General features: G+C 65.4%; 18 protein-coding genes. 7 read left to right on the top strand and 11 right to left on the bottom strand.

The window, feature by feature from the left end; translation table 11 throughout:
• Positions 1-59 precede the first annotated feature (59 nt).
• Complete coding sequence (locus K3163_RS02880) at positions 60-653, top strand: LbetaH domain-containing protein (RefSeq protein ID WP_221552046.1); 594 nt, start codon at positions 60-62, stop codon at positions 651-653.
• On the opposite strand, the gene folK is transcribed toward K3163_RS02880, so the two are convergent.
• The 5 genes from folK to K3163_RS02855 all read right to left on the bottom strand — a co-directional run bounded on the left by folK (position 619) and on the right by K3163_RS02855 (position 4,081).
• The gene (gene folK, locus K3163_RS02875; RefSeq protein WP_221552043.1) at positions 619-1,101 is read right to left on the bottom strand and encodes a 2-amino-4-hydroxy-6-hydroxymethyldihydropteridine diphosphokinase; all 483 of its coding nucleotides are present in this window, start codon (positions 1,099-1,101) and stop codon (positions 619-621) included. The genes K3163_RS02880 and folK overlap by 35 nt on opposite strands.
• The gene (locus tag K3163_RS02870) at positions 1,098-1,535 is read right to left on the bottom strand and encodes a hypothetical protein (RefSeq protein WP_221552041.1); all 438 of its coding nucleotides are present in this window, start codon (positions 1,533-1,535) and stop codon (positions 1,098-1,100) included. Before K3163_RS02870 ends, folK begins: the two co-directional genes overlap by 4 nt.
• Before the next feature lie 2 nt (positions 1,536-1,537).
• On the bottom strand, positions 1,538-2,401 hold the full coding sequence (gene aguB / locus K3163_RS02865; protein WP_221429295.1) for an N-carbamoylputrescine amidase: 864 nt from the start codon (positions 2,399-2,401) through the stop codon (positions 1,538-1,540).
• A gap of 11 nt (positions 2,402-2,412) precedes the next feature.
• Positions 2,413-3,180, bottom strand: a complete 768-nt coding sequence (locus tag K3163_RS02860) for an SIMPL domain-containing protein (RefSeq protein ID WP_221552039.1) — start codon at positions 3,178-3,180, stop codon at positions 2,413-2,415.
• Between the two features lie 76 nt (positions 3,181-3,256).
• A complete protein-coding gene (locus K3163_RS02855; RefSeq protein ID WP_221552037.1) occupies positions 3,257-4,081 on the bottom strand; it encodes a class I SAM-dependent methyltransferase in 825 nt (274 codons plus the stop codon).
• Between the two features lie 104 nt (positions 4,082-4,185).
• Here K3163_RS02855 and msrA point away from each other — a divergent pair, with 104 nt between their 5' ends.
• A complete protein-coding gene (gene msrA, locus K3163_RS02850) occupies positions 4,186-4,722 on the top strand; it encodes a peptide-methionine (S)-S-oxide reductase MsrA (RefSeq protein ID WP_221552035.1) in 537 nt (178 codons plus the stop codon).
• An 11-nt stretch (positions 4,723-4,733) separates the two neighbouring features.
• Complete coding sequence (locus K3163_RS02845; RefSeq protein ID WP_221552033.1) at positions 4,734-5,675, top strand: NAD(P)/FAD-dependent oxidoreductase; 942 nt, start codon at positions 4,734-4,736, stop codon at positions 5,673-5,675.
• 62 nt (positions 5,676-5,737) lie between these two features.
• On the opposite strand, the gene K3163_RS02840 is transcribed toward K3163_RS02845, so the two are convergent.
• Positions 5,738-6,610: an OmpA family protein gene (locus K3163_RS02840; protein WP_247710176.1), complete on the bottom strand. Its 873-nt coding sequence runs from the start codon at positions 6,608-6,610 to the stop codon at positions 5,738-5,740.
• A 269-nt stretch (positions 6,611-6,879) separates the two neighbouring features.
• The gene (locus K3163_RS02835) at positions 6,880-8,118 is read right to left on the bottom strand and encodes an RsmB/NOP family class I SAM-dependent RNA methyltransferase (protein ID WP_221552031.1); all 1,239 of its coding nucleotides are present in this window, start codon (positions 8,116-8,118) and stop codon (positions 6,880-6,882) included.
• Positions 8,119-8,175: 57 nt separating this feature from the next.
• Here K3163_RS02835 and K3163_RS02830 point away from each other — a divergent pair, with 57 nt between their 5' ends.
• The gene (locus K3163_RS02830; RefSeq protein ID WP_221429301.1) at positions 8,176-8,334 is read left to right on the top strand and encodes a DUF1674 domain-containing protein; all 159 of its coding nucleotides are present in this window, start codon (positions 8,176-8,178) and stop codon (positions 8,332-8,334) included.
• Positions 8,335-8,434: 100 nt separating this feature from the next.
• On the opposite strand, the gene K3163_RS02825 is transcribed toward K3163_RS02830, so the two are convergent.
• From K3163_RS02825 to K3163_RS02810, 4 genes are read right to left on the bottom strand one after another with little or no spacing between them, the layout of a single operon-like run.
• On the bottom strand, positions 8,435-9,823 hold the full coding sequence (locus K3163_RS02825) for a cytochrome P450 (protein ID WP_221552029.1): 1,389 nt from the start codon (positions 9,821-9,823) through the stop codon (positions 8,435-8,437).
• Between the two features lie 35 nt (positions 9,824-9,858).
• A complete protein-coding gene (gene hemH, locus K3163_RS02820) occupies positions 9,859-10,887 on the bottom strand; it encodes a ferrochelatase (RefSeq protein ID WP_221552027.1) in 1,029 nt (342 codons plus the stop codon).
• Entirely contained in the window at positions 10,884-13,184 is a 2,301-nt protein-coding gene (locus tag K3163_RS02815) for a xanthine dehydrogenase family protein molybdopterin-binding subunit (protein ID WP_221552026.1), read from the bottom strand. Before K3163_RS02815 ends, hemH begins: the two co-directional genes overlap by 4 nt.
• Positions 13,163-13,933: a P-loop NTPase gene (locus K3163_RS02810; RefSeq protein ID WP_221553950.1), complete on the bottom strand. Its 771-nt coding sequence runs from the start codon at positions 13,931-13,933 to the stop codon at positions 13,163-13,165. The genes K3163_RS02815 and K3163_RS02810 overlap by 22 nt, the downstream gene beginning before the upstream one ends.
• Before the next feature lie 312 nt (positions 13,934-14,245).
• On the opposite strand from K3163_RS02810, the gene hflK reads away from it, so the two are divergent.
• The 3 genes from hflK (at position 14,246) to K3163_RS02795 (ending at position 17,891) form a co-directional block, all read left to right on the top strand.
• Complete coding sequence (hflK, locus tag K3163_RS02805; protein WP_244921351.1) at positions 14,246-15,367, top strand: protease modulator HflK; 1,122 nt, start codon at positions 14,246-14,248, stop codon at positions 15,365-15,367.
• Position 15,368: 1 nt separating this feature from the next.
• Positions 15,369-16,202, top strand: coding sequence for a protease modulator HflC (hflC, locus tag K3163_RS02800; RefSeq protein ID WP_221429306.1), 834 nt, complete (start codon positions 15,369-15,371; stop codon positions 16,200-16,202).
• Positions 16,203-16,307: 105 nt separating this feature from the next.
• On the top strand, positions 16,308-17,891 hold the full coding sequence (locus K3163_RS02795) for a Do family serine endopeptidase (protein ID WP_221552015.1): 1,584 nt from the start codon (positions 16,308-16,310) through the stop codon (positions 17,889-17,891).
• Positions 17,892-17,931: the final 40 nt, after the last annotated feature.

The raw sequence follows: 17,931 nt of genomic DNA, 5'->3' as shown, positions 1-17,931 counted from the left end.
AGGTGGTCAAGCACGCTTTGGCTTGCCATTCGCGGCAACCCCCAATTAGGGCGAAAAGGATGACGAAAACCGCTTCCCGAGACGCTCCGCTGGACGCGAAGAAGGCCGCCAGCCGGTCCGGCGGGCCGAGCTTCTCGCTTGCCAACCGCCTCGGGCGGATGGTCTGGATGACGAGCTGGCTGCTTCTCGCCCGCTGGACGCCTCCCCCCTTGCACGGTTGGCGAGCGCTCATCCTGCGGCTGTTCGGAGCAAGGCTGGGCGGTAATTGCCGGGTGCACGCGAGCGTGAAGATCTGGCACCCGCGCAATCTGGAGCTGGGGGACAACGTGCTGATCGGTCCCGGCGCCATCATCTACAACCAGGGGCGCATCACCATCGGAAGCGACTGCGTTGTCTCGCAAAGGGCGCATCTCTGCGCGAGCACGCATGACGTGTCCCACCGGGATTTCCAGCTCGTGGTAAGGCCGGTCGCACTTGCGCCAAAGTGCTGGGTCGCAGCGGAAGCTTTCGTCGGGCCGGGCGTCACGATGGGCGAAGGCGCAGTGCTTGCGGCGCGCGGCGTGCTGTTCGAGGACGCCGAGGCCTGGGCGATCTACCGCGGCAATCCCGCCGCGAAACTCAAGCCGCGCGAGCTGCGAGCTGGCGAAGCGTGAAGCCGGTCACGGGATCGCGCCAGTGCGGCGCGATTTCGGCAGCGGGCTTCAACACGAAAGAGCGTTCGCGGAACAGCGGGTGCGGGATGAGCAGTTCGGGCGAGGCGAAGTAGCCCCCGCTCCACAGAACGATGTCGAGATCGAGCGGCCGTGCCCGCCAAGGGGCGCCCTTGCGGCGGCGTCCGAAGCGGTGTTCGAGTTCCTGCAGGCTGGCCAGCATTTCGTCGGGCGCAAGCGCGCTCTCGGCGAGCACCGCGGCATTGGCAAAACGGCGGAGCGATGGGCCGACCGGCGCGCTCGACATTATGCGCGAGGCCTGCTGCACCCCGATATCCGCTTCGGCGAAAGCGTTGATCGTCCGGGACAGCACCGCGCGCGGCCCGCCGATTCCCGCCACCCGCATGTTCGAGCCCAGCGCGATCAGGTAGCGGTGGCGTGCGCCTGTCATCGGGCCTCCCCGAATATTTCGTTCGCAGCCTCTTTGGCCGAGAACTCGCCCAGCGATACGCGACGCTTGCGTTTCAGGAAGCCCTCTCCTGCCTCGGTAAAGGGGACGAGGATGTCGGCAGCATAGTTGGGCGCGCGGAGCATGACCGTCATCTGCCCTTCATGGTGCCTGTCGAGCGAGATGGCGAAGGCCTGGACCAAGCCTTCAGCAACGCGTGCGCGCAGGATTTCGAACAGCCTGTCGATCACGTCGCGGCATCCGTCGATCGCGCCGGTCTCCAGCACGGCAACGGCCTGGATGGCGCCGCTGTCCCGCAATTCGAAGACGAGTGGGTGGAAATGGCCGTCCTTCTCGATCCGCCCGATCGCCGCCTCGAGCGCTGCCGTGAAGAGCGCGTCGAGCTGGTCCTGACTGATGGAGCGACCCGTGGACAAGCTCAGATATCCTCGCAGATCCGCCCGTAGAGCTGGGGCCTGCGGTCGCGGAAGAAACCCATGCCCGCGCGGTGCTTGGCCGCCCGCTCGAGATCGAGCTTCGCGACGAGCGTGCCGCTGTCCGACGCGCCGAATTCCTCCAGCAGGTCGCCCCATTCGTCTGAGATGAAGCTGTGGCCGTAGAAGCTCTGCTGGCGGTCGGCTGGCCCTTCATGGCCTATGCGGTTGGCGGCGCAGACGGGCATGCAATTCGAGACCGCATGGCCGATCATCGCGCGGCGCCACATGCGGCTGGTGTCGAGATCGACGTCATAGGGTTCGGACCCGATGGCGGTCGGGTAGAACAGGACCTCTGCGCCCTTGAGCGCCATGACCCGCGCGCATTCGGGGTACCACTGGTCCCAGCAGATCCCCACGCCGATGCGCGCCCCGAAGACGTCCCAGACCTTGAAGCCGTCGTTCCCCGGGCGGAAATAGTATTTTTCCTCGTAGCCCGGTCCGTCGGGAATATGGCTCTTGCGATAGGTGCCCATGATCCCGCCATCGGGACCGATCATGGCAAGCGTGTTGTAATAGTGATGCCCGTCGCGCTCGAAGAAGCTGGTCGGGATCGCCACGCCGAGCTTGCCCGCAAGCTCCTGCATCGCGAGAACGCTGGGATGCTCTGCCGTCGGGCGGGCCCGGGCGAACAGCTCCTCCTCTTCCTCGCGGCAGAAATACTCGCCTGCGAAGAGCTCGGGCGGCAGGATGACCTGCGCACCCTTGCCCGCCGCCTCTTCCACGAGCTGGCAGACGGCGGCGATGTTGTCCGCCTCATCCGGACGGGCGAGCGGCAACTGCAGGACGGAAACGGTCAGTTCTCTCATGCGGAGGAGCGTTATTTCTCCCGCAGCGCGAAGTCTACCTGGATGTGGACATTGGTCCGCGTGGTGCCGACCATCATTCCGGGCGATCCGCTCTCAGGAGCAGGTATGTTCACCGGCGGCGGGGCCATGGCCTGCGTACGGACAGCGACGCTTTCGGCCATCTCGTCCATCGCCTGTGCTCCGCGAACCCAGCTGCGGCCCTGCTGGCCGCCTGCATCTCGGATGTAGAGTACCCGGCTGATCTCCATGCCGGCTGCCGCTGCATAGGCCTCGGCGCGTCCGCGAGCGGCTGCATAGGCATCGGCATAGGCGGTGTTCAGCACCTCTTCGGGATCGCTCATGGTCAGGCTCGGGCCGGACAGGACATTGGCGCCCGCCTCGGTAACGGCGCTGATCGCGGCGCCGGCGTTGTCGGGATCATCCATCGTGACTTCGAAGACGTTGCTCGCCTGGTACTGGCCCTTGCGATCTCCCCAGCGCACGCGCTGGACGCTCACGTTCTGCGTCTGGATATTGTCCTCGGCGATACCGAGCTCGCGCAGCGCCGCGACGATCTCCTCGATCTTCTTGGCATTGGCCTCGCTCGCCGCAGTCGCACTGCGCGAGAATGTCTCGATCCCGGCGTTGAATTGCGCGCGGTCGGGGCGGCTTTCCGCCTGTCCGCTGGCACTGACCGACAGCAGAGTCTCGCCGTGATCGACCCCGCGCGCTTCGTCGGCGCGGTCGCTACAGGCCGCCAGCGCGAGCGGAGCGGCAGCCACAAGAACCAGTTTTTGCATACAAAAATCCCTCCGATGTAATACTGTTACATCGGAGGGATTGCAGTTCGCTTATGAACGCTGGCTGACAGAGGCGTCAGTCGGCCTTCTTGAAAAGCAGGGTCATGCGGTCGCTCTCGCCGATAGCGATATAGCGGTCGCGGTCCTGGTCTCCGTAGCGCAGCACGGGCGGCAGCGTCCAAACGCCGCCTTCCCAGTTCGCGGGGTCCTTGGGGTTGGCGTTGATCTCGCTTTCGCCGGCGAGTTCGAAGCCGTTTGCCTCGAAGATCGCGACGACGTCTTGCTTGCGCATGTAACCGCGCTGGCGGGCACCGTAATCATCATAGCTGGCGCCTTCGGGAGCGCGGTGCTGCACAACGCCGACCAAGCCGTCGTCCTTGAGCATCACACGCGCTGCCTTGAGCACCGTGTCGGCAGCATTGCCGATGTTGAGGCCGTGCATCGAGCGGAAGATGAGGACGCGGTCGACAGTTCCGGCCAGCTCTTCGGGCATTTCGTCGATCTCGAAGGCCGTCACATTATCACCGTTGACGCCTTCCATCTCGGAGACGCTCGCGGTGAAGCGCTCGGTCCAGCCCTTTGCGCGCGCTTCCTGTGCCCGGTCGCGATAGGTGCCGCCATCGCTGTCCTGTTCGAAGGCGATGTACTTGCCGGCAGGCGAAATATATGGCGCGAGCACGCGGGTGTACCATCCACCCCCGGGGCCATATTCAGCCACGGTCATCGTCGGCTCTACACCGAAGAATGCAAGTGTCTCTTCCGGGTTGCGATACTGGTCGCGCGCGCGGTCGTCGTCGCGCAGATCGGACGCGAGGACCTCGCCGAGGTCACCGGCGTGATCGTCGGCCGCAAGCGGGGTCACGGCAAAGGCGGCGACGGCCGCAGTCAGGAACAAACGCATGGGGGGATTCTCCTCTCAATTCGATGGCAATGCTTCCTGCACATGCACTGGAACGATGACAAGGACCCGTCGTCTTCCTACATGCTCGCTCAAAGGAGAAATACATGTCGCAGGAACAGGTGATCGTCGCTGGTGGATGCTTCTGGTGCACCGAGGCGGTGATGAAGGACGTCATCGGAGTGAGCGAGGTCGAGAGCGGCTATATCGGCGGCCACCAGGCTAACCCGACCTATAAAGAGGTTTGCACCGGCAATACCGGCCATGCCGAGGGCGTGCGTGTCACGTTCGACAGCGAGCAGATCAGTCTCGAGCAAATCCTCGACGTCTTCATGGGCACGCATGACCCGACCCAGCTCAACCGTCAGGGCAACGACGTCGGCACGCAGTATCGCAGCGCGATCTTCCCGACGGACGACCAGCGCGAGGCGGCAGAAGCCGCCATCGCCCGCTGGAACGAGGAGCATCCCGGCCAGCGCGCGGTGACCACGATCGAAGGCGGTGAATGGTTTCCGGCAGAGGACTACCACCAGGAATACTGGGACGGCGAAGGCCAGCGCAATCCCTATTGCCTCGCGGTCATCCCGCCCAAGCTGATGAAGCTGCGCAAGAGCTTCCAGAAATACGTCAAGGACGACGCCTGAGGACCGCCAGCGTGAAGACTGCGATTGTCGGAGCGGGAATGGCCGGGCTGAGCTGCGCAACGGCGCTGCGTGATGCCGGTGACGAGGTGGCCCTCTTCGACAAGGGCCGCGGCCCGGGTGGACGCATGTCGACGCGCCGGATTGACGCCGATGGCGAGACGCTGCGCTTCGATCACGGCGCGCAGTACTTCACCGTTCGCGACGAGCGGTTCCGCACGCAGGTGGCGAACTGGCAGGAGCGCGGCATTGCGGAACGCTGGCCTGCCGCGGGCGAGGATGCCTGGGTCGGCACGCCGGGAATGAACGCACCGATCCGCGCCATGGCCGATGAGCTTGGCGTGCAATTCGGGGCGCGCATCGAACGCATCGAGCGGGACGGACAGCGCTGGCTCATCGCGGGCGAGGGGTTCGATCCGGCAGCCTTCGACCGCCTCGTCCTCGCGCTGCCTGCCGAACAGGCCGCGCCGCTGCTCGAGGCGCACTGCCCGGAATGGAGCAAACTAGCTGCGACGACGATCTCGGACCCTTGCTGGACCGTTATGGCAGCCTTCGCGGATGCCGTTCCTCACTTTAATGACACGCTGCGTAACGCAGGCCCTATCGGATGGGCGGCACGAGACAGTGCCAAGCCCCGCCGTTCGACGGGCGAACGCTGGGTGATCCAGGCTGGCCCCGAATGGTCGCGCGCGCACCTCGAGGACGAACGCGAAGAGGTCACCGAGGCACTGTTGGGCGCATTCGCTGCGGAGATCGACGCGGACCTCCCCGAAATCGTCGCGAGCAGCGCCCACCGCTGGCGCTATGCCAAGTCAGGAAGCGCCGGCGAAGGCCACTTGTGGGATGCCACTCTCCAGCTGGGCGTGTGCGGCGATTGGCTGGTCGCTCCGCGCGTCGAGGGGGCCTGGGTATCGGGACGAGAGCTCGCCGAGGCGGTCCTCGCCGCTACCGGCTAGGCAAGAAAAAAGGGGCAGGTCCGAAGACCCGCCCCTCAAAACTAGCGTATCCTGCGCTCGGCTCAGCCTTCTTCGGTGGCCTTGCTGACGAGGATGTTGACCGAAACGCGGCGGTTCTGCGCCTTGCCTTCCGGCGTGCTGTTGTCTGCAGCCGGATCCGATTCGGACATGCCGGTCGGGGTCAGCATGCGCCAGGGCTTCCAGCCACACTTCTGCTGAAGGTAGTTGGTCACACGGCCTGCACGGCGCTCCGAGAGGACCTGGTTGTAGTCTTCGTCGCCATCGGAGTCGGTGTAGCCGACCACGAGCAGCAGCGCGTTGTCCATGGCTTCTGCCTGCGAAGCGATTTCGCAGATCTCACGCTCGCCTTCAGCCGAGATGTTCCACTTGCCGCTGTCGAAGTAGACGTTGGTCACGCCGCGGACATTGTACTGGTCGATGTTGGCCATGCGACCACGCAGGGCTTCTGCGGCAGCCGTGTTGGCGTCGATGTCTTCGCGCTGTTCAGCGAACTGCTGAGCGGTCGCACCGCGGATCATGGCAGCGGTTTCGAGGTCGCTCGCCTTGAGCTTCACGCGGCTGGCAACGAGGCCACCGTCGAACTGCAGCGTGTCGACTTCGACCGGAAGGCCGTTCAGCAGCTGGCGCGAGGTCAGCTTCTTGCTGCTCATGCCGAGGAAACCGCCGGTTGCGCGGATTTCGGTGCCTTCATCGATGATGATGTCGGTGGTGGTGCCGTTTTCCAGCGTCACGCGGATCTTGTCGCCGCTGCGCGAGGTGATGATGCCCTCGACTTCGGGACCTTCGGTGAGGGCCGAGCCGTAGACGTCGATGTTGCTGTCGGTGGCTTCAACTTCCTGCGCCGAAAGGCTCATGGGCAGCGCAAGCGCGCCAAGCAGGAGGGGGATTCCTGCGGTCTTCTTAATTGCAGTCACTTTCGTACTCCTTCAATCCACGACGACCATGGACATCTTACAGCTTCTTGATGGCCGCTTGTAGGGGGCGGTCCGGTCGTCGATCCTAAATTCTGATGCGTGTGTCTCATGACGCGGCAAGAATGGCGGCGTCCTCGTGTGGTGACACGCTGATTGTTGATCCCATGCTTTCAAAAATGTGAATGGCAAGCCGAAGGTGCCCGGCATGAGGGCGGTGCGGTCCACTGTTGCGGTGAACCGTTAAAACTTTGCCTTCTTTTTGCCTTTTTTCAGCCGCGCGAAGCGAGCCGGGCGATGAAGAATCCGTCGATTCCCCCGTTTTCCGCCATCATTCCGGGGTCGGTTCGCAAGGTCCCATCGGCGCCGGGGGCGATTCCCTCTGGGAGCTCATCCTGCGAAACCGGTAGAAGATCTAGCTTGGAATGGGCCAGGCGGGCCTCTCCTTCCTCGCGCTCTAGCGAACAGGTTGCATAGACCAGCGTGCCGCCCGGCTTGAGCCATCCGGAGGCGCGTTCAAGTAATGCGGCCTGGAGTTCGGCCATCTCCTCGATCTGTCGCGCACCGATCCGGTGAAGCACGTCGGGATGCCGGCGGGCGGTGCCGGTCGCGGTGCACGGCGCATCGAGCAGGATTGCATCGAAGCGGTGCTTGGGCTCCCACGTGAGTGCATCGGCGCGTAGCGGGCTGGCTTTCAGGCCCACGCGCTTGAAGTTGGCGCGCAGCAGGTCGAGCCGGCGCTTGGAAATGTCGAGCGAGGTGACCTGCCAGCCCTGCGCCGCCAGTTGTAGCGACTTGCCGCCGGGCGCAGCGCACAGGTCGAGGACGTGGCGGCCCTCGCCTTCGCCTAGCAGGCGCGCGGGTAACGAGGCCGCGATATCCTGCACCCACCATTCGCCTTCCGCGAAGCCGGGCAGCTTCTCGATATTCTCGCCCCGCGCGAGACGCAGGTGACCGGGCATCAGGCTGTCGGCGGCAAGTTTCGCCTTCCACACCTCGGTCTGCGAAGGGTCCTTCAGCGTCAGGTCGAGCGGCGGTGGCTCGGCAAGGCCCTGAGCGATAGCGGCCGAGCGGTCACCCCAGCGTTCGGCGACATCGGCGGGAAGCGTCGGCGCTTCGGGCAAGGCGATGCCGCGCTTGGTAAGCGTCGAGAACACGCCGTGCGCCAGCCTGCGCGGGCCTCCAGCAAGCAGCGGCAGGCAGGTCGCGATGACCGCATGCGGCGGCGTATCGAGGCGGAGCCACTGCGCCAGCATCATGCGGAGCACCGTGCGCGCCTTGGCATCGGCAGGCAGCGGCTTCTTCGTCGCACTGTCGATCAGCGCATCGAGATCGACCATCCAGCGCAGCACTTCGCTGGCGATTGCACGCGCCAACGCCTTGTCCTCGAACTTGCGCACATCCTTGGTCGCCGCGCCGAATGCGACGTCGAGCGTCTCGCCGCGGCGCAAAACCGCATCGAGCAGGCGAAGCGCGGCGCGGCGCGCGTGTATTCCGGTAGGCTGTGCCATTGGGCGCTGCCCCTAGCTCCACTTGAAACCACGCGCCAGCCTGCGCATTTTAGATGCATGACAAAACGCGCGACCAAGCGGCCCGAGAAATTCGAGAAGCCCGAGCACTGGAGCAGCGAACCGCCGCCCAAGCCGAAGAAGGTCGAGAACGAGGAAGACCTGAGCCCGACGCGCTACGGCGACTGGGTCAAGGACGGCATCGCGATAGACTTCTGATTTGCGCACCCGCCTCCGCGGGTACGTCCTCGCTAGACGCGCAGCAAGCTGCGCCCGCTGCGGGCGGGCAATCGCCCTTGCCTCGGCTTAGCCTCGGAAATCAAAGCGCCTTGAGCGAGATCTTCAGGCCGTCGCGCGGCTTGGGGATCGGCCAGGGCTGCCAATCGGGTTCCTGCTCGAGCGTGATCTCGTAGCGCGGCAGGAGCTGCGCGAGCAGGATCTTCACCTGCATATAGGCGAAGTGCAGCCCGAGGCACATGTGCGCGCCGCCGCCGAAGGGAACCCATGCATATTTGTGACGCGCCTTCACCTTGTCGGGCGTGAAGCGCATCGGATCGAAGTCGAACGGATTGTCCCAGTGTTCTTCGTCGTGATGGACGTAATACTGGTTGATCCCGACGTGCGTGCCGGCAGGAATGCGATAGCCGCCGAATTCGAACTCGCGCAGCGCGCGGCGCGGCATCGAGGGCACCGGCGGGACCATCCGCAGCGCTTCCTTGAACGCCATTTCTGTCAGTTCGAGCTTACCCATATCCTCGTAGGCAAGGTCGCGGGGCTTGCCATCGCTGCCGACACCGCCGGTCACGCTTTCGACTTCCTGGCGCAGCTTTTCCTGCCATTCGGGATGCTTGGCAAGCAGCCAGATCAGCGAGGTCGCCGAGCTGGTGATCGTGTCGTGCGCCGCCATCATCAGGAAGTTCATGTGGTCGACCACCTCGTCGACCGGCATCAGACTGCCGTCGTCATACTCGGCGGTGGCGAACTGGCTGAACATGTCCTGCCCGCCGCCTTCCGCGCGGCGACGCTGTGTCTCCGCAGTGAAGAAATCGACGAGGAATTTCCTTCCGTCGACGCCTCGCTTCATCTGGGTGAAGGGCAGCGGTTTCCTGACCGGCGCGACCGAGGCCTGTACCATGTCGATGAAGGCGGTGTTGATCTTGTCCGCTTCCGGACCCCACTCGATCCCGATGAAACTGTCTGCGGCAAGGTCGAGCGTGAGCGTCTTGATCGCGGGATAGAATTCCATCCGGCCCGCGCCCCAGTCCTCGACCTTTTTCGCGATGCCGCGATTGAGGCTGCCCGAATAGTGGCGCATCGGGCCGGGCTTGAAGGCGATCGACAGCGCACGCCGGTCGGCGCGGTGATGGTCGAAGTCGAGCAGCATCAATCCGCGCGGGAAGAGCTGGTCGAGCACCGGGCCCCAGCCCTGCTCAGATGAGAAATTCTTGCTCTTGTCGAACAGCACCAGCTCGTTCGCATCGGCACCGATCAGGGCGACGTTCCACCCGCCGAACGCCTTGCTCTTGTAGACCCGGCCATAGGTTTCGACCATGTGCCGCGTGAATGCGTGCGGGTCCTTGAGCATCTTGAAAGTATTGCCGACCAGTGGCCATCCGCCCTCGCCGGGAATATGTGCCAGTTCGTCGTCGCTCGGGACGCCTTCGGTCCAGTGAGTGGGGATCGGATCATGTGCTGCAAGAGTGGCCATGCAGCCATCATGCATCAGCAATTATTAAGTGGCAATTAGCAATCGATCCATCCGGCAAGCTCGCGCCGCAACAAGGTTTCGAGCATCGCGAGGCCCGCGTCCGAAGTGTTGAGGCAGGAGAGTGCCGCAAACTTCTCGCCGCCTTCCTCGATGAACTGCTCGCGCCCCTGGATGGCAAGTTCCTCGAGGGTCTCGAGACAGTCGGCCGAGAAGCCCGGAGCCGCGATGGCGAGAGACTTGGTGCCCTTGGCTGCCTCTTCGCCTATCACCGTGTCGGTCGCCGGTTCGAGCCACTTGGCGGGGCCGAAGCGCGACTGGAAGGTCGTGCGGATGCGCATGTCACGCCCGGCAAGCCGTTCCTGCAACAGGCGCGAGGTCTTCTGGCAATGGCAGTGATAGGGATCACCCAGCTCCAGCGTGCGCTGCGGCATGCCGTGGAAGCTCAGCAGGAGGACTTCGGGCGTGAAATCGAGCGCATCCAGCTGGCGCGTGATATCGGCTTCGAGCGCGTCGATATAGGCAGGATCGTCGTGATAGGGCGGGAGCGTACGCAGGCTTGCTTGCCAGCGCATTTCCTTCAGCTTGTCGGCCGCCTTGTCGACCACCGTCGCCGTCGTCGCACCCGAATATTGCGGGTAGAGCGGGGCGAGGAGAATGCGGTCGCAGCCGGCATCCATCAGCTTCTGGATCTGGTCGGGGATCGAGGGCTTACCGTAACGCATGGCCCAGTCGACCATGACGCCGTCACCCAGCCGGTCCTGCATGGCCTCTGCCTGCTTGCGGGTGATGACGGCGAGCGGCGAGCCTTCCTCGGTCCACACCTGGCTATAGGCGTGCGCGCTCTTCTTGGGGCGCGTGTTGAGGATGATGCCGCGCAGGATCGGCTGCCATGCGATCGCGGGTATCTCGACCACGCGGCGGTCGGACAGGAATTCGGCGAGGTAGCGCTTCACGGGGCCCTTCTCGGGCGCATCGGGCGTGCCGAGGTTCACTACAAGTACGCCGATCCTGCCGGACTTCACCGGCGGGTGGTCTGCGGGGAGTTTCTGTTCTTGCCAGGTCATGATCGTTCGCTGAAGAACGGGAGTTGCTGCATTCGCGTTCCCGTCGTTGTGAAGAGGGCGTTTGCGATCGCCGGCGGGGCGACTGCCACGCCGAGTTCGCCGGGGTCGAACGGCTCGGCCTCGCTGGCGATGAAGTCGACCACGATCTCGGGACAATCGGCAAGGCGCGGCAGGCCCAGCCCGTCGAGCCGTTTCGGCACCGGATGGCCATCACTGAAGCGCAGCGAACCTCCCGAAGCCAACCCAAGGCCGAAAACGAGCCCGCCTTCGATCTGCTGGCGCGCGATATCGAGATTGACGATCCGCCCGATGTCGACGGTCGCAACCAGACGAGAAACGCGCGTGCGGCCCTCGCCCCTGCCGACCTGCGCCACGCAGGCAATGTGTCCGGCACGCGCGGGATCGCTGCCCATGCGAAGCATCGCGATGCCCTGCCCGGATCCTTCCTGAGCGCCGTCCCATTCGCCGAGGCGCGAGGCGCGGCGCAGGCATTCGGCCATGCGCGGCGCGCCGCCCAGCATCGCCATGCGGTAGAGAAAGGGATCGCGGCCCGCGGCTGCCGCCAGCTCGTCGACGAAGCATTCGGTGGCAAAGGCCGTCCAGACATGCGCCCCGCCACGCATCCGTCCGGCGGGCAGGCGAATGCTGGCAGGCACGTGATCAACCGCGACATGCGAGATGCCGTAGCTCGGCACGGCACCCTCGGTCATGAAGGGGTCGGCTTCCTCGCGGCCCAGTTCCTGTGCGGCTTCCGGCACGAGATTGTCGAACAGCCGTCCGCCCATTTCGCGGATGGCGGAAGGCGCGGTGACCCGCGTGCGCCACGCGACTGGCTGCCCCTGCGCCCCGAGGCTCGCTGAGATCTGCACCGAGACCGGGGGACGCGGAGGGACGGCCTGCAGGTCCTGCGCCCGGCTCCAGACGAGCTGCACCGGACGTCCGACCTGCTCCGCGATCTGCGCCACCTCGATCGCATGCTGCTTTTCGAGCCGGGCATCGAAGCTGCCGCCGGCGGACACGGGATAGAGGACGACGTCCTCAGGCGAGATACCGATGGCCTTGGCTGCCGCATCGCGCGCGGCGGCGGGCGCTTGCGAGGCGATCCACAATTCGAGGCGTCCGTCTTCGAACCGCGCGGTCGCACTCGCCGTTTCAAGCGGCGCATGGGCTGCGGGCGCGAAATCGTAGCGGCGGACCGTGGCAGAGCCGCCGAGCATGCCGTCGGGATCACCGATTGTCGTTACCCGTTCGGCATTGTCGTCGGCCGATTCGATCGCGCGTTCCATGTCGCTTTCGAGGACGATCTGCTCGAGCGCCCCGGGCCCGGTGAAATGGGCCCGCATCCTGCCGAGCGCCTGGTCCGCGATCCACCAGCTGTCTGCAACGGCTGCGATCCAGCGCTTCGAGGTGACGACTGTGCGCAGACCGCGCATGCCCTTTACCGCATCCTCATCGAAGCGGAGCAATTCTGGCAGGCCGGCGGGACCGTGCCGGATCGATGCGAAGAGCATTCCCGGCAGGCGGACATCGCCTGCAAAAATGTGGCTTCCGTCGACCTTCGAAGGCAGGTCGAGCCGCGGGAAGATCGTGGAAGCATCGGCCTCGCCCGGGATCGGCTCTTCGGACGCAGCAAGCGGTCGCAGGGGAGCGGGATCGGGCGGGTCGAGACGTGCCGCTTCCATCGCGAGCTCGCCGAAGGGCAGGCGCGTGCCTTCGTGGATGACGAAACCCTCGACCACCTCGCACTGTTCGGGAGCGATATCCCAGCGCTCGGCGGCGGCACGAGTGAGCATGTCGCGCGCGCTTGCCGCTGCCTCGCGCAAGGGGCGCTCATAGGCGGCAAGGCTGGTGCCGAGCGCGGTCGCGTTGAAATCGCCGCGGCGCGCGAAGCGTTCGACCAGCCATGCATCTTCGCTATCGGCCTGCGCAGGGAAGCTCGACCATAGCGGCGACCAATGCGCGGCGAGCGTGAGGTTGGCGAAATGACCCGAAGGCGGGGTCGGTTCGATGCCGATCTGGCGCCAGTCGGCACCGAGTTCGGTGGCCGCGACCTGCGCGAGGACGGTACCGACACCCTGCCCCATCTCGAGCTGCGGGACCGCGACGGTGACGACGCCGTCACGCCCGATCGTAAGCCACCCTTCGAACAAGGCCTCGCCCTCGCCGGCGACCATCGGGCTGGCATAACTGCGCGGCCATAGCGTCCAGGCGACCAGCAGTCCGCCGCCCGCCGCCGCGCCGATCATGAGCTTGCGGCGCGAAACTTCGATGCCGCTCAGTTTCTCGCGGATATCCATTCGGCGAGCTTTTCTGCAATCGCGTGGAACGGCGCGGCGTTGGGGCCGTCACCGGCTGCGGGCGGTTTGCCCGCATCGCTCCCCTGCCGGATTTCCATCGCCAGCGGGATTCGGCCGAGGAAGGGCAACTCCAGTCGGCCCGCAGCCGCCTCGACGCCGCCGGCACCGAAGGGATCGGAAATCTCGCCACACTTGGGGCAGGCATAGCCCGACATGTTCTCGACCAGCCCGATCACCGGCACACCGGCCGTATCGAAGAGCTGGCCAGCCCGTGCCGCGTCGATCAGCGCAAGGTCCTGCGGCGTAGAGACGAGCACCGCACCTGCCGGCTTGAACTTCTGCACCATGGTGAGCTGCACATCGCCCGTGCCCGGCGGCAGGTCGATCAGCAGCACATCGGTGTCGGGCGACCAGTGCGCCTCGATCAGCTGGCCGAGCGCGCCAGCCGCCATCGGACCGCGCCAGGCGAGCGCCTTGCCCGGCGCAACGAGGTGACCCATCGAAAGATGGTCGACGCCAAAGTCGCTGGCGAGCGGGACCGGCTTGTTGTCGCGCGCATCGGGCTTTGCGCCCTGCGTGCCGAAGATGACCGGTTGCGAAGGTCCGTAGATGTCGGCATCGACCAGCCCGACCTTCACCCCGCGCTTCGCCAGCGCGATCGCGAGGTTGGCGGTGAGGGTCGACTTGCCGACGCCGCCCTTGCCCGAACCGACCGCGATGATCATCGGCCCCTTGCGTTCTGCCGTCATGACGACGCGCACGTCGTTCACGTCCTCGCGTGCAGCCACGGCAGAAGTGATCTCGGCTTCCAGCGCACCGCGCTGCGCCTCGGAAAGGCCCGCCACATCGAGAACGAGCGTCGCGCGTCCTTCATTGAGGACGCTACCGGTAACACGGGCGCTGATTTCGGGGGGCAATTGGTCTTTGAAAAGCGTGTCGCTCATGGAGGGCGCTGCTGTAGCATCGAAAAGCGCGCCGCAACCCCTGTTTTTCCTGCAAAGCGTACCTATAAGACAAATATGAGACTTTTGGACGGGCTAGGACAGAGGATCCGCCTCGCAATGGCAGGAAACAATCCATGGGGCGGGGGTGACGATTCCTCCGGCTCCGGTAATGACGGTGATGCGCCGAAGGGCGACAAGGGTAGCGGCAAGCCGAAGGGCCCGCGCAATCCCTGGCTCCCGCCGGGCTCGGGCGGAGGCGACGGTCGCCGCGGCCCCAATATAGAAGACATCTTCAAGAACCGCGGTCCCGAAGGTCCGCGCCGCAAGGGCGGTGGCCCCGGCGGGCCGAATTTCCGCTTTCCGCAGCGCCCCGGCGGCAAGAGCTGGTTCCCCGTGGTGGTGGTCGGCATCATCGCGCTGGGCCTGCTCGCCACGAGCGTCCACCTGATCGGCCCGCAGCAGCAGGCCGTGGTCAAGACGCTGGGCAACTACACCCGCACGCTGGATTCGGGCCTCAAGTTCTCCGCGCCCTTCCCCTTCGAGACGGTCGACGTCGAGGACGTACAGGGCGTGCGCGCCGTGCGCATTCCCGGCAACAACAGCCAGGTGAAGCTCATCCTGACGGGCGACCAGAACCTCGTCGACCTCAGCTATATCGTGCGCTGGAACATCAAGGACCTCGCCGACTACAAGTTCCGCGTCGTCGACCCGGTCGAGACCGTGAACGAAGCGGCAGAGGCCGCGATGCGCGCCGCCGTCGCCGAGAAACAGCTCGACGAGACCTTCTCGGGTCAGGGCCGCGCCTCGATCGAGCAGGACGTGCGCGAGCGCATGCAGGAAACGCTCGACAGCTACCAGGCAGGCATCCGCGTGCTCGGTGTCGAAATCGAGAAGGCCGACCCGCCGAGCCAGGTGGTGGATGCCTTCCGCGACGTGCAGGTGGCAGAGCAGAACGCCGATGCCGCACGCAACCAGGCACAGGGTTACGCCCAGCAGGTGCTCGCACAGGCACAGGGTGAAGCCGAAGCCTTCGACAAGGTCTACGAGCAGTATCGCCTCGCACCGCAGGTGACCCGCCAGCGCCTCTATTACGAGACCATGGAGCGCGTCCTGAGCAAGACCGACAAGACCATCGTGGAAGCGCAGGGCGTGACGCCCTACCTGCCGCTTCCCGAAATCCGGCGCCGGGCCCAGGAGGCCCAGCCTACCACCACCGTGACCGCGCCGGGAGGAAACTGAGATGCAGCGTATCTGGGAAGATTATCGCCTGACCATCATCGCGCTCGGCGTGGCGATCGTGGGTCTGCTGATGAGCGTCTACGTCGTGCCCGAGGAAGAGCAGGCCGTCATCGTGCGGACGGGTAACCCGATCGGGACCGTCAACACGCCGGGCGGCGAGACCGATGCGGGCATCTATCTCCGCATGCCCTTCGTCGACCGCGTCGTGCGGATCGAGAAACGCCTGCTCGACCTCGAAATGAGCGACGAGGAAGTGCTCTCGAACGACCAGCAGCGCCTGCTCGTGAACGCCTATGCGCGCTTCCGGATCACCGATCCGGTCCGCATGGTCGAACGCGCCGGCACCACCGACGGCGTGCGCAATGCGCTCGAGCCGATCCTTAACTCGGTCCTGCGCCAGGAACTCGGTCGCCGGACCTTCCAGGCCATGCTGACTGCGGAGCGCGGCTCGGCGCTGCAGAACGTGCGCAACAATCTCGACCGCCAGGCCCGCCAGTACGGCGCCGAAGTGGTCGACGTGCAGATCACCCGCACCGACCTTCCCGAAGCGCCGCTCCAGTCGGCCTTCACGCGGATGGAATCGGATCGCCAGCGCGAGGCCCGTGCGATCCGTGCCGGTGGTTCGCGTGATGCCCGGATCATTCGTGCAGACGCCGATGCGGAAGCAGCGCGCATCTATGCCGAAAGCTTCGGCAAGGATGCGGAGTTCTACGACTTCTACCGCGCCATGCAGAGCTACGATGCCACCTTCGCGGCCGAGAACGGCGATGCTGCAAGCAGCATCATCCTCTCGCCCGACAATGAGTACCTGCAGCAGTTCCGCGGACGGCGTTGACCGTTTGTCGAACGGTGGCGGTCCAGTATCGCCCCCGTTCAAGGCGCATTCAGCGCCATATTGCAGTCCTGATGCCGGAACCGCGAGGCCGGTCCGGCATAGGATATGCAAAAGACCCGCACTCGCCACTTTGAAGAGGATCGAGAAAAGGACGTGAAGCCCGTGCGTTATGCCTACTCAGTAACCGCCGCCCTGTTGGCCGGTGGTGCAGCCCTTTCGCTGGCAGGTTTCCCTGCCGGGGCGCAGGTCGCCCAGAACGACGATTCGACCATGGCAAGCGTGGTCCCGCGCGCCGGTGCACCGGCAAGCTTTGCCGACCTGACCGAGCAGTTGCAGCCCGCAGTGGTCAACATTTCGACCCGCCAGCGCGTCGAGGTCTCGCGCGGCACCAACCCCTTCGAGGGTACGCCGTTCGAAGGCCTTTTCAACCAACGCCGCGGACAGCAGGACGACGAACCGCAGTATCGTGAAGGCCAGTCGCTCGGCTCGGGCTTCATCATCTCTGCCGACGGTTACGTGGTAACCAACAACCACGTGGTGAGCCCCTCGGGCCGCGCGTCGATCCAGGAGATCACCGTCACCCTGCCCGACGGCACCGAATACGAAGCGGAGCTCGTCGGTACGGACGCGCAGTCGGACCTTGCCGTGCTGAAGGTCAATCGCAGCGAACCCTTCCCCTTCGTCCGGTTCGGTGACAGCGCTCAGGCGCGTGTCGGCGACTGGGTGATCGCAATCGGCAACCCCTTCGGCCTCGGCGGCACCGTGACCAGCGGCATCGTCTCGAGCGTGCTGCGCTCGACCGGCGGCGGTGCCTATGATCGCTACATCCAGACCGATGCCAGCATCAACCGCGGCAACTCTGGCGGTCCGCTGTTCGACATGCAGGGCAATGTGATCGGCGTGAACAACGCGATCATCTCGCCGACCGGCGGCAGCGTCGGCATCGGCTTTGCGATCCCCGCTGAAACCGCGGCCCCGATCATCGACAAGCTCGTCCGCGGCGTCGAGATCGAGCGCGGCTACCTCGGCATCCAGATCCAGCCGGTGACAGAAGACGTTGCTGCCTCGCTGGGCCTCCAGCGCAATCGCGGCGAAATCGTCCAGATGGTGCAGGCAGGCGAAGCTGCCGAGCGCGCCGGGATCGAGCCGGGCGACATCGTCCTTTCGGTCAACGGCCGCGAGGTCACTCCGGACCAGACGCTGTCGTTCCTCGTCGCCAATGTCGCGCCGGGCACGACCATTCCGGTCGACCTGATCCGCGACGGCGAACGCCGCCGTATCAACGTGACCGTCGGCAAGCGCCCGAGCGAGGAAGAGCTTCGCCAGCGCCAGATGTTCGATCCGGACGCCGAGCCCGACGAGGACATGTCGCCGAGCGACAATGAAGTGATCGAGGAGCGCCTCGGCCTCCAGGTCCTCACGCTCACGCCGCAGATCGCCCGCCAGATCGGCGCGGATGCGGATACGCAAGGCCTCGTCGTCGCGATGGTCGACCGCAATTCGGACGCAGCGCGCAAGGGCCTCCAGCGCGGTGACATCATCCTGACGGCGAATTACCGCAGGCTGGAATCGGTCGAAGACCTCGAAGACGCGGTTCGCCGCGCCCAGGCAGACGATCGCGATGCCGTTCTCCTGCGTGTGCAGCGCCGTGGCGGTGCCCCCCAGTACATCGCGGTGCGCCTCCGCTAAGCCGCACACCTCGGCCAAACAGAGAAAAGGCCCTCCCGGT

This window comes from Qipengyuania xiapuensis, from assembly GCF_019711395.1.
Classification (GTDB): Bacteria; Pseudomonadota; Alphaproteobacteria; order Sphingomonadales; family Sphingomonadaceae; genus Qipengyuania; species Qipengyuania xiapuensis.
This window is presented reverse-complemented; position numbering and strand designations above follow the sequence as displayed.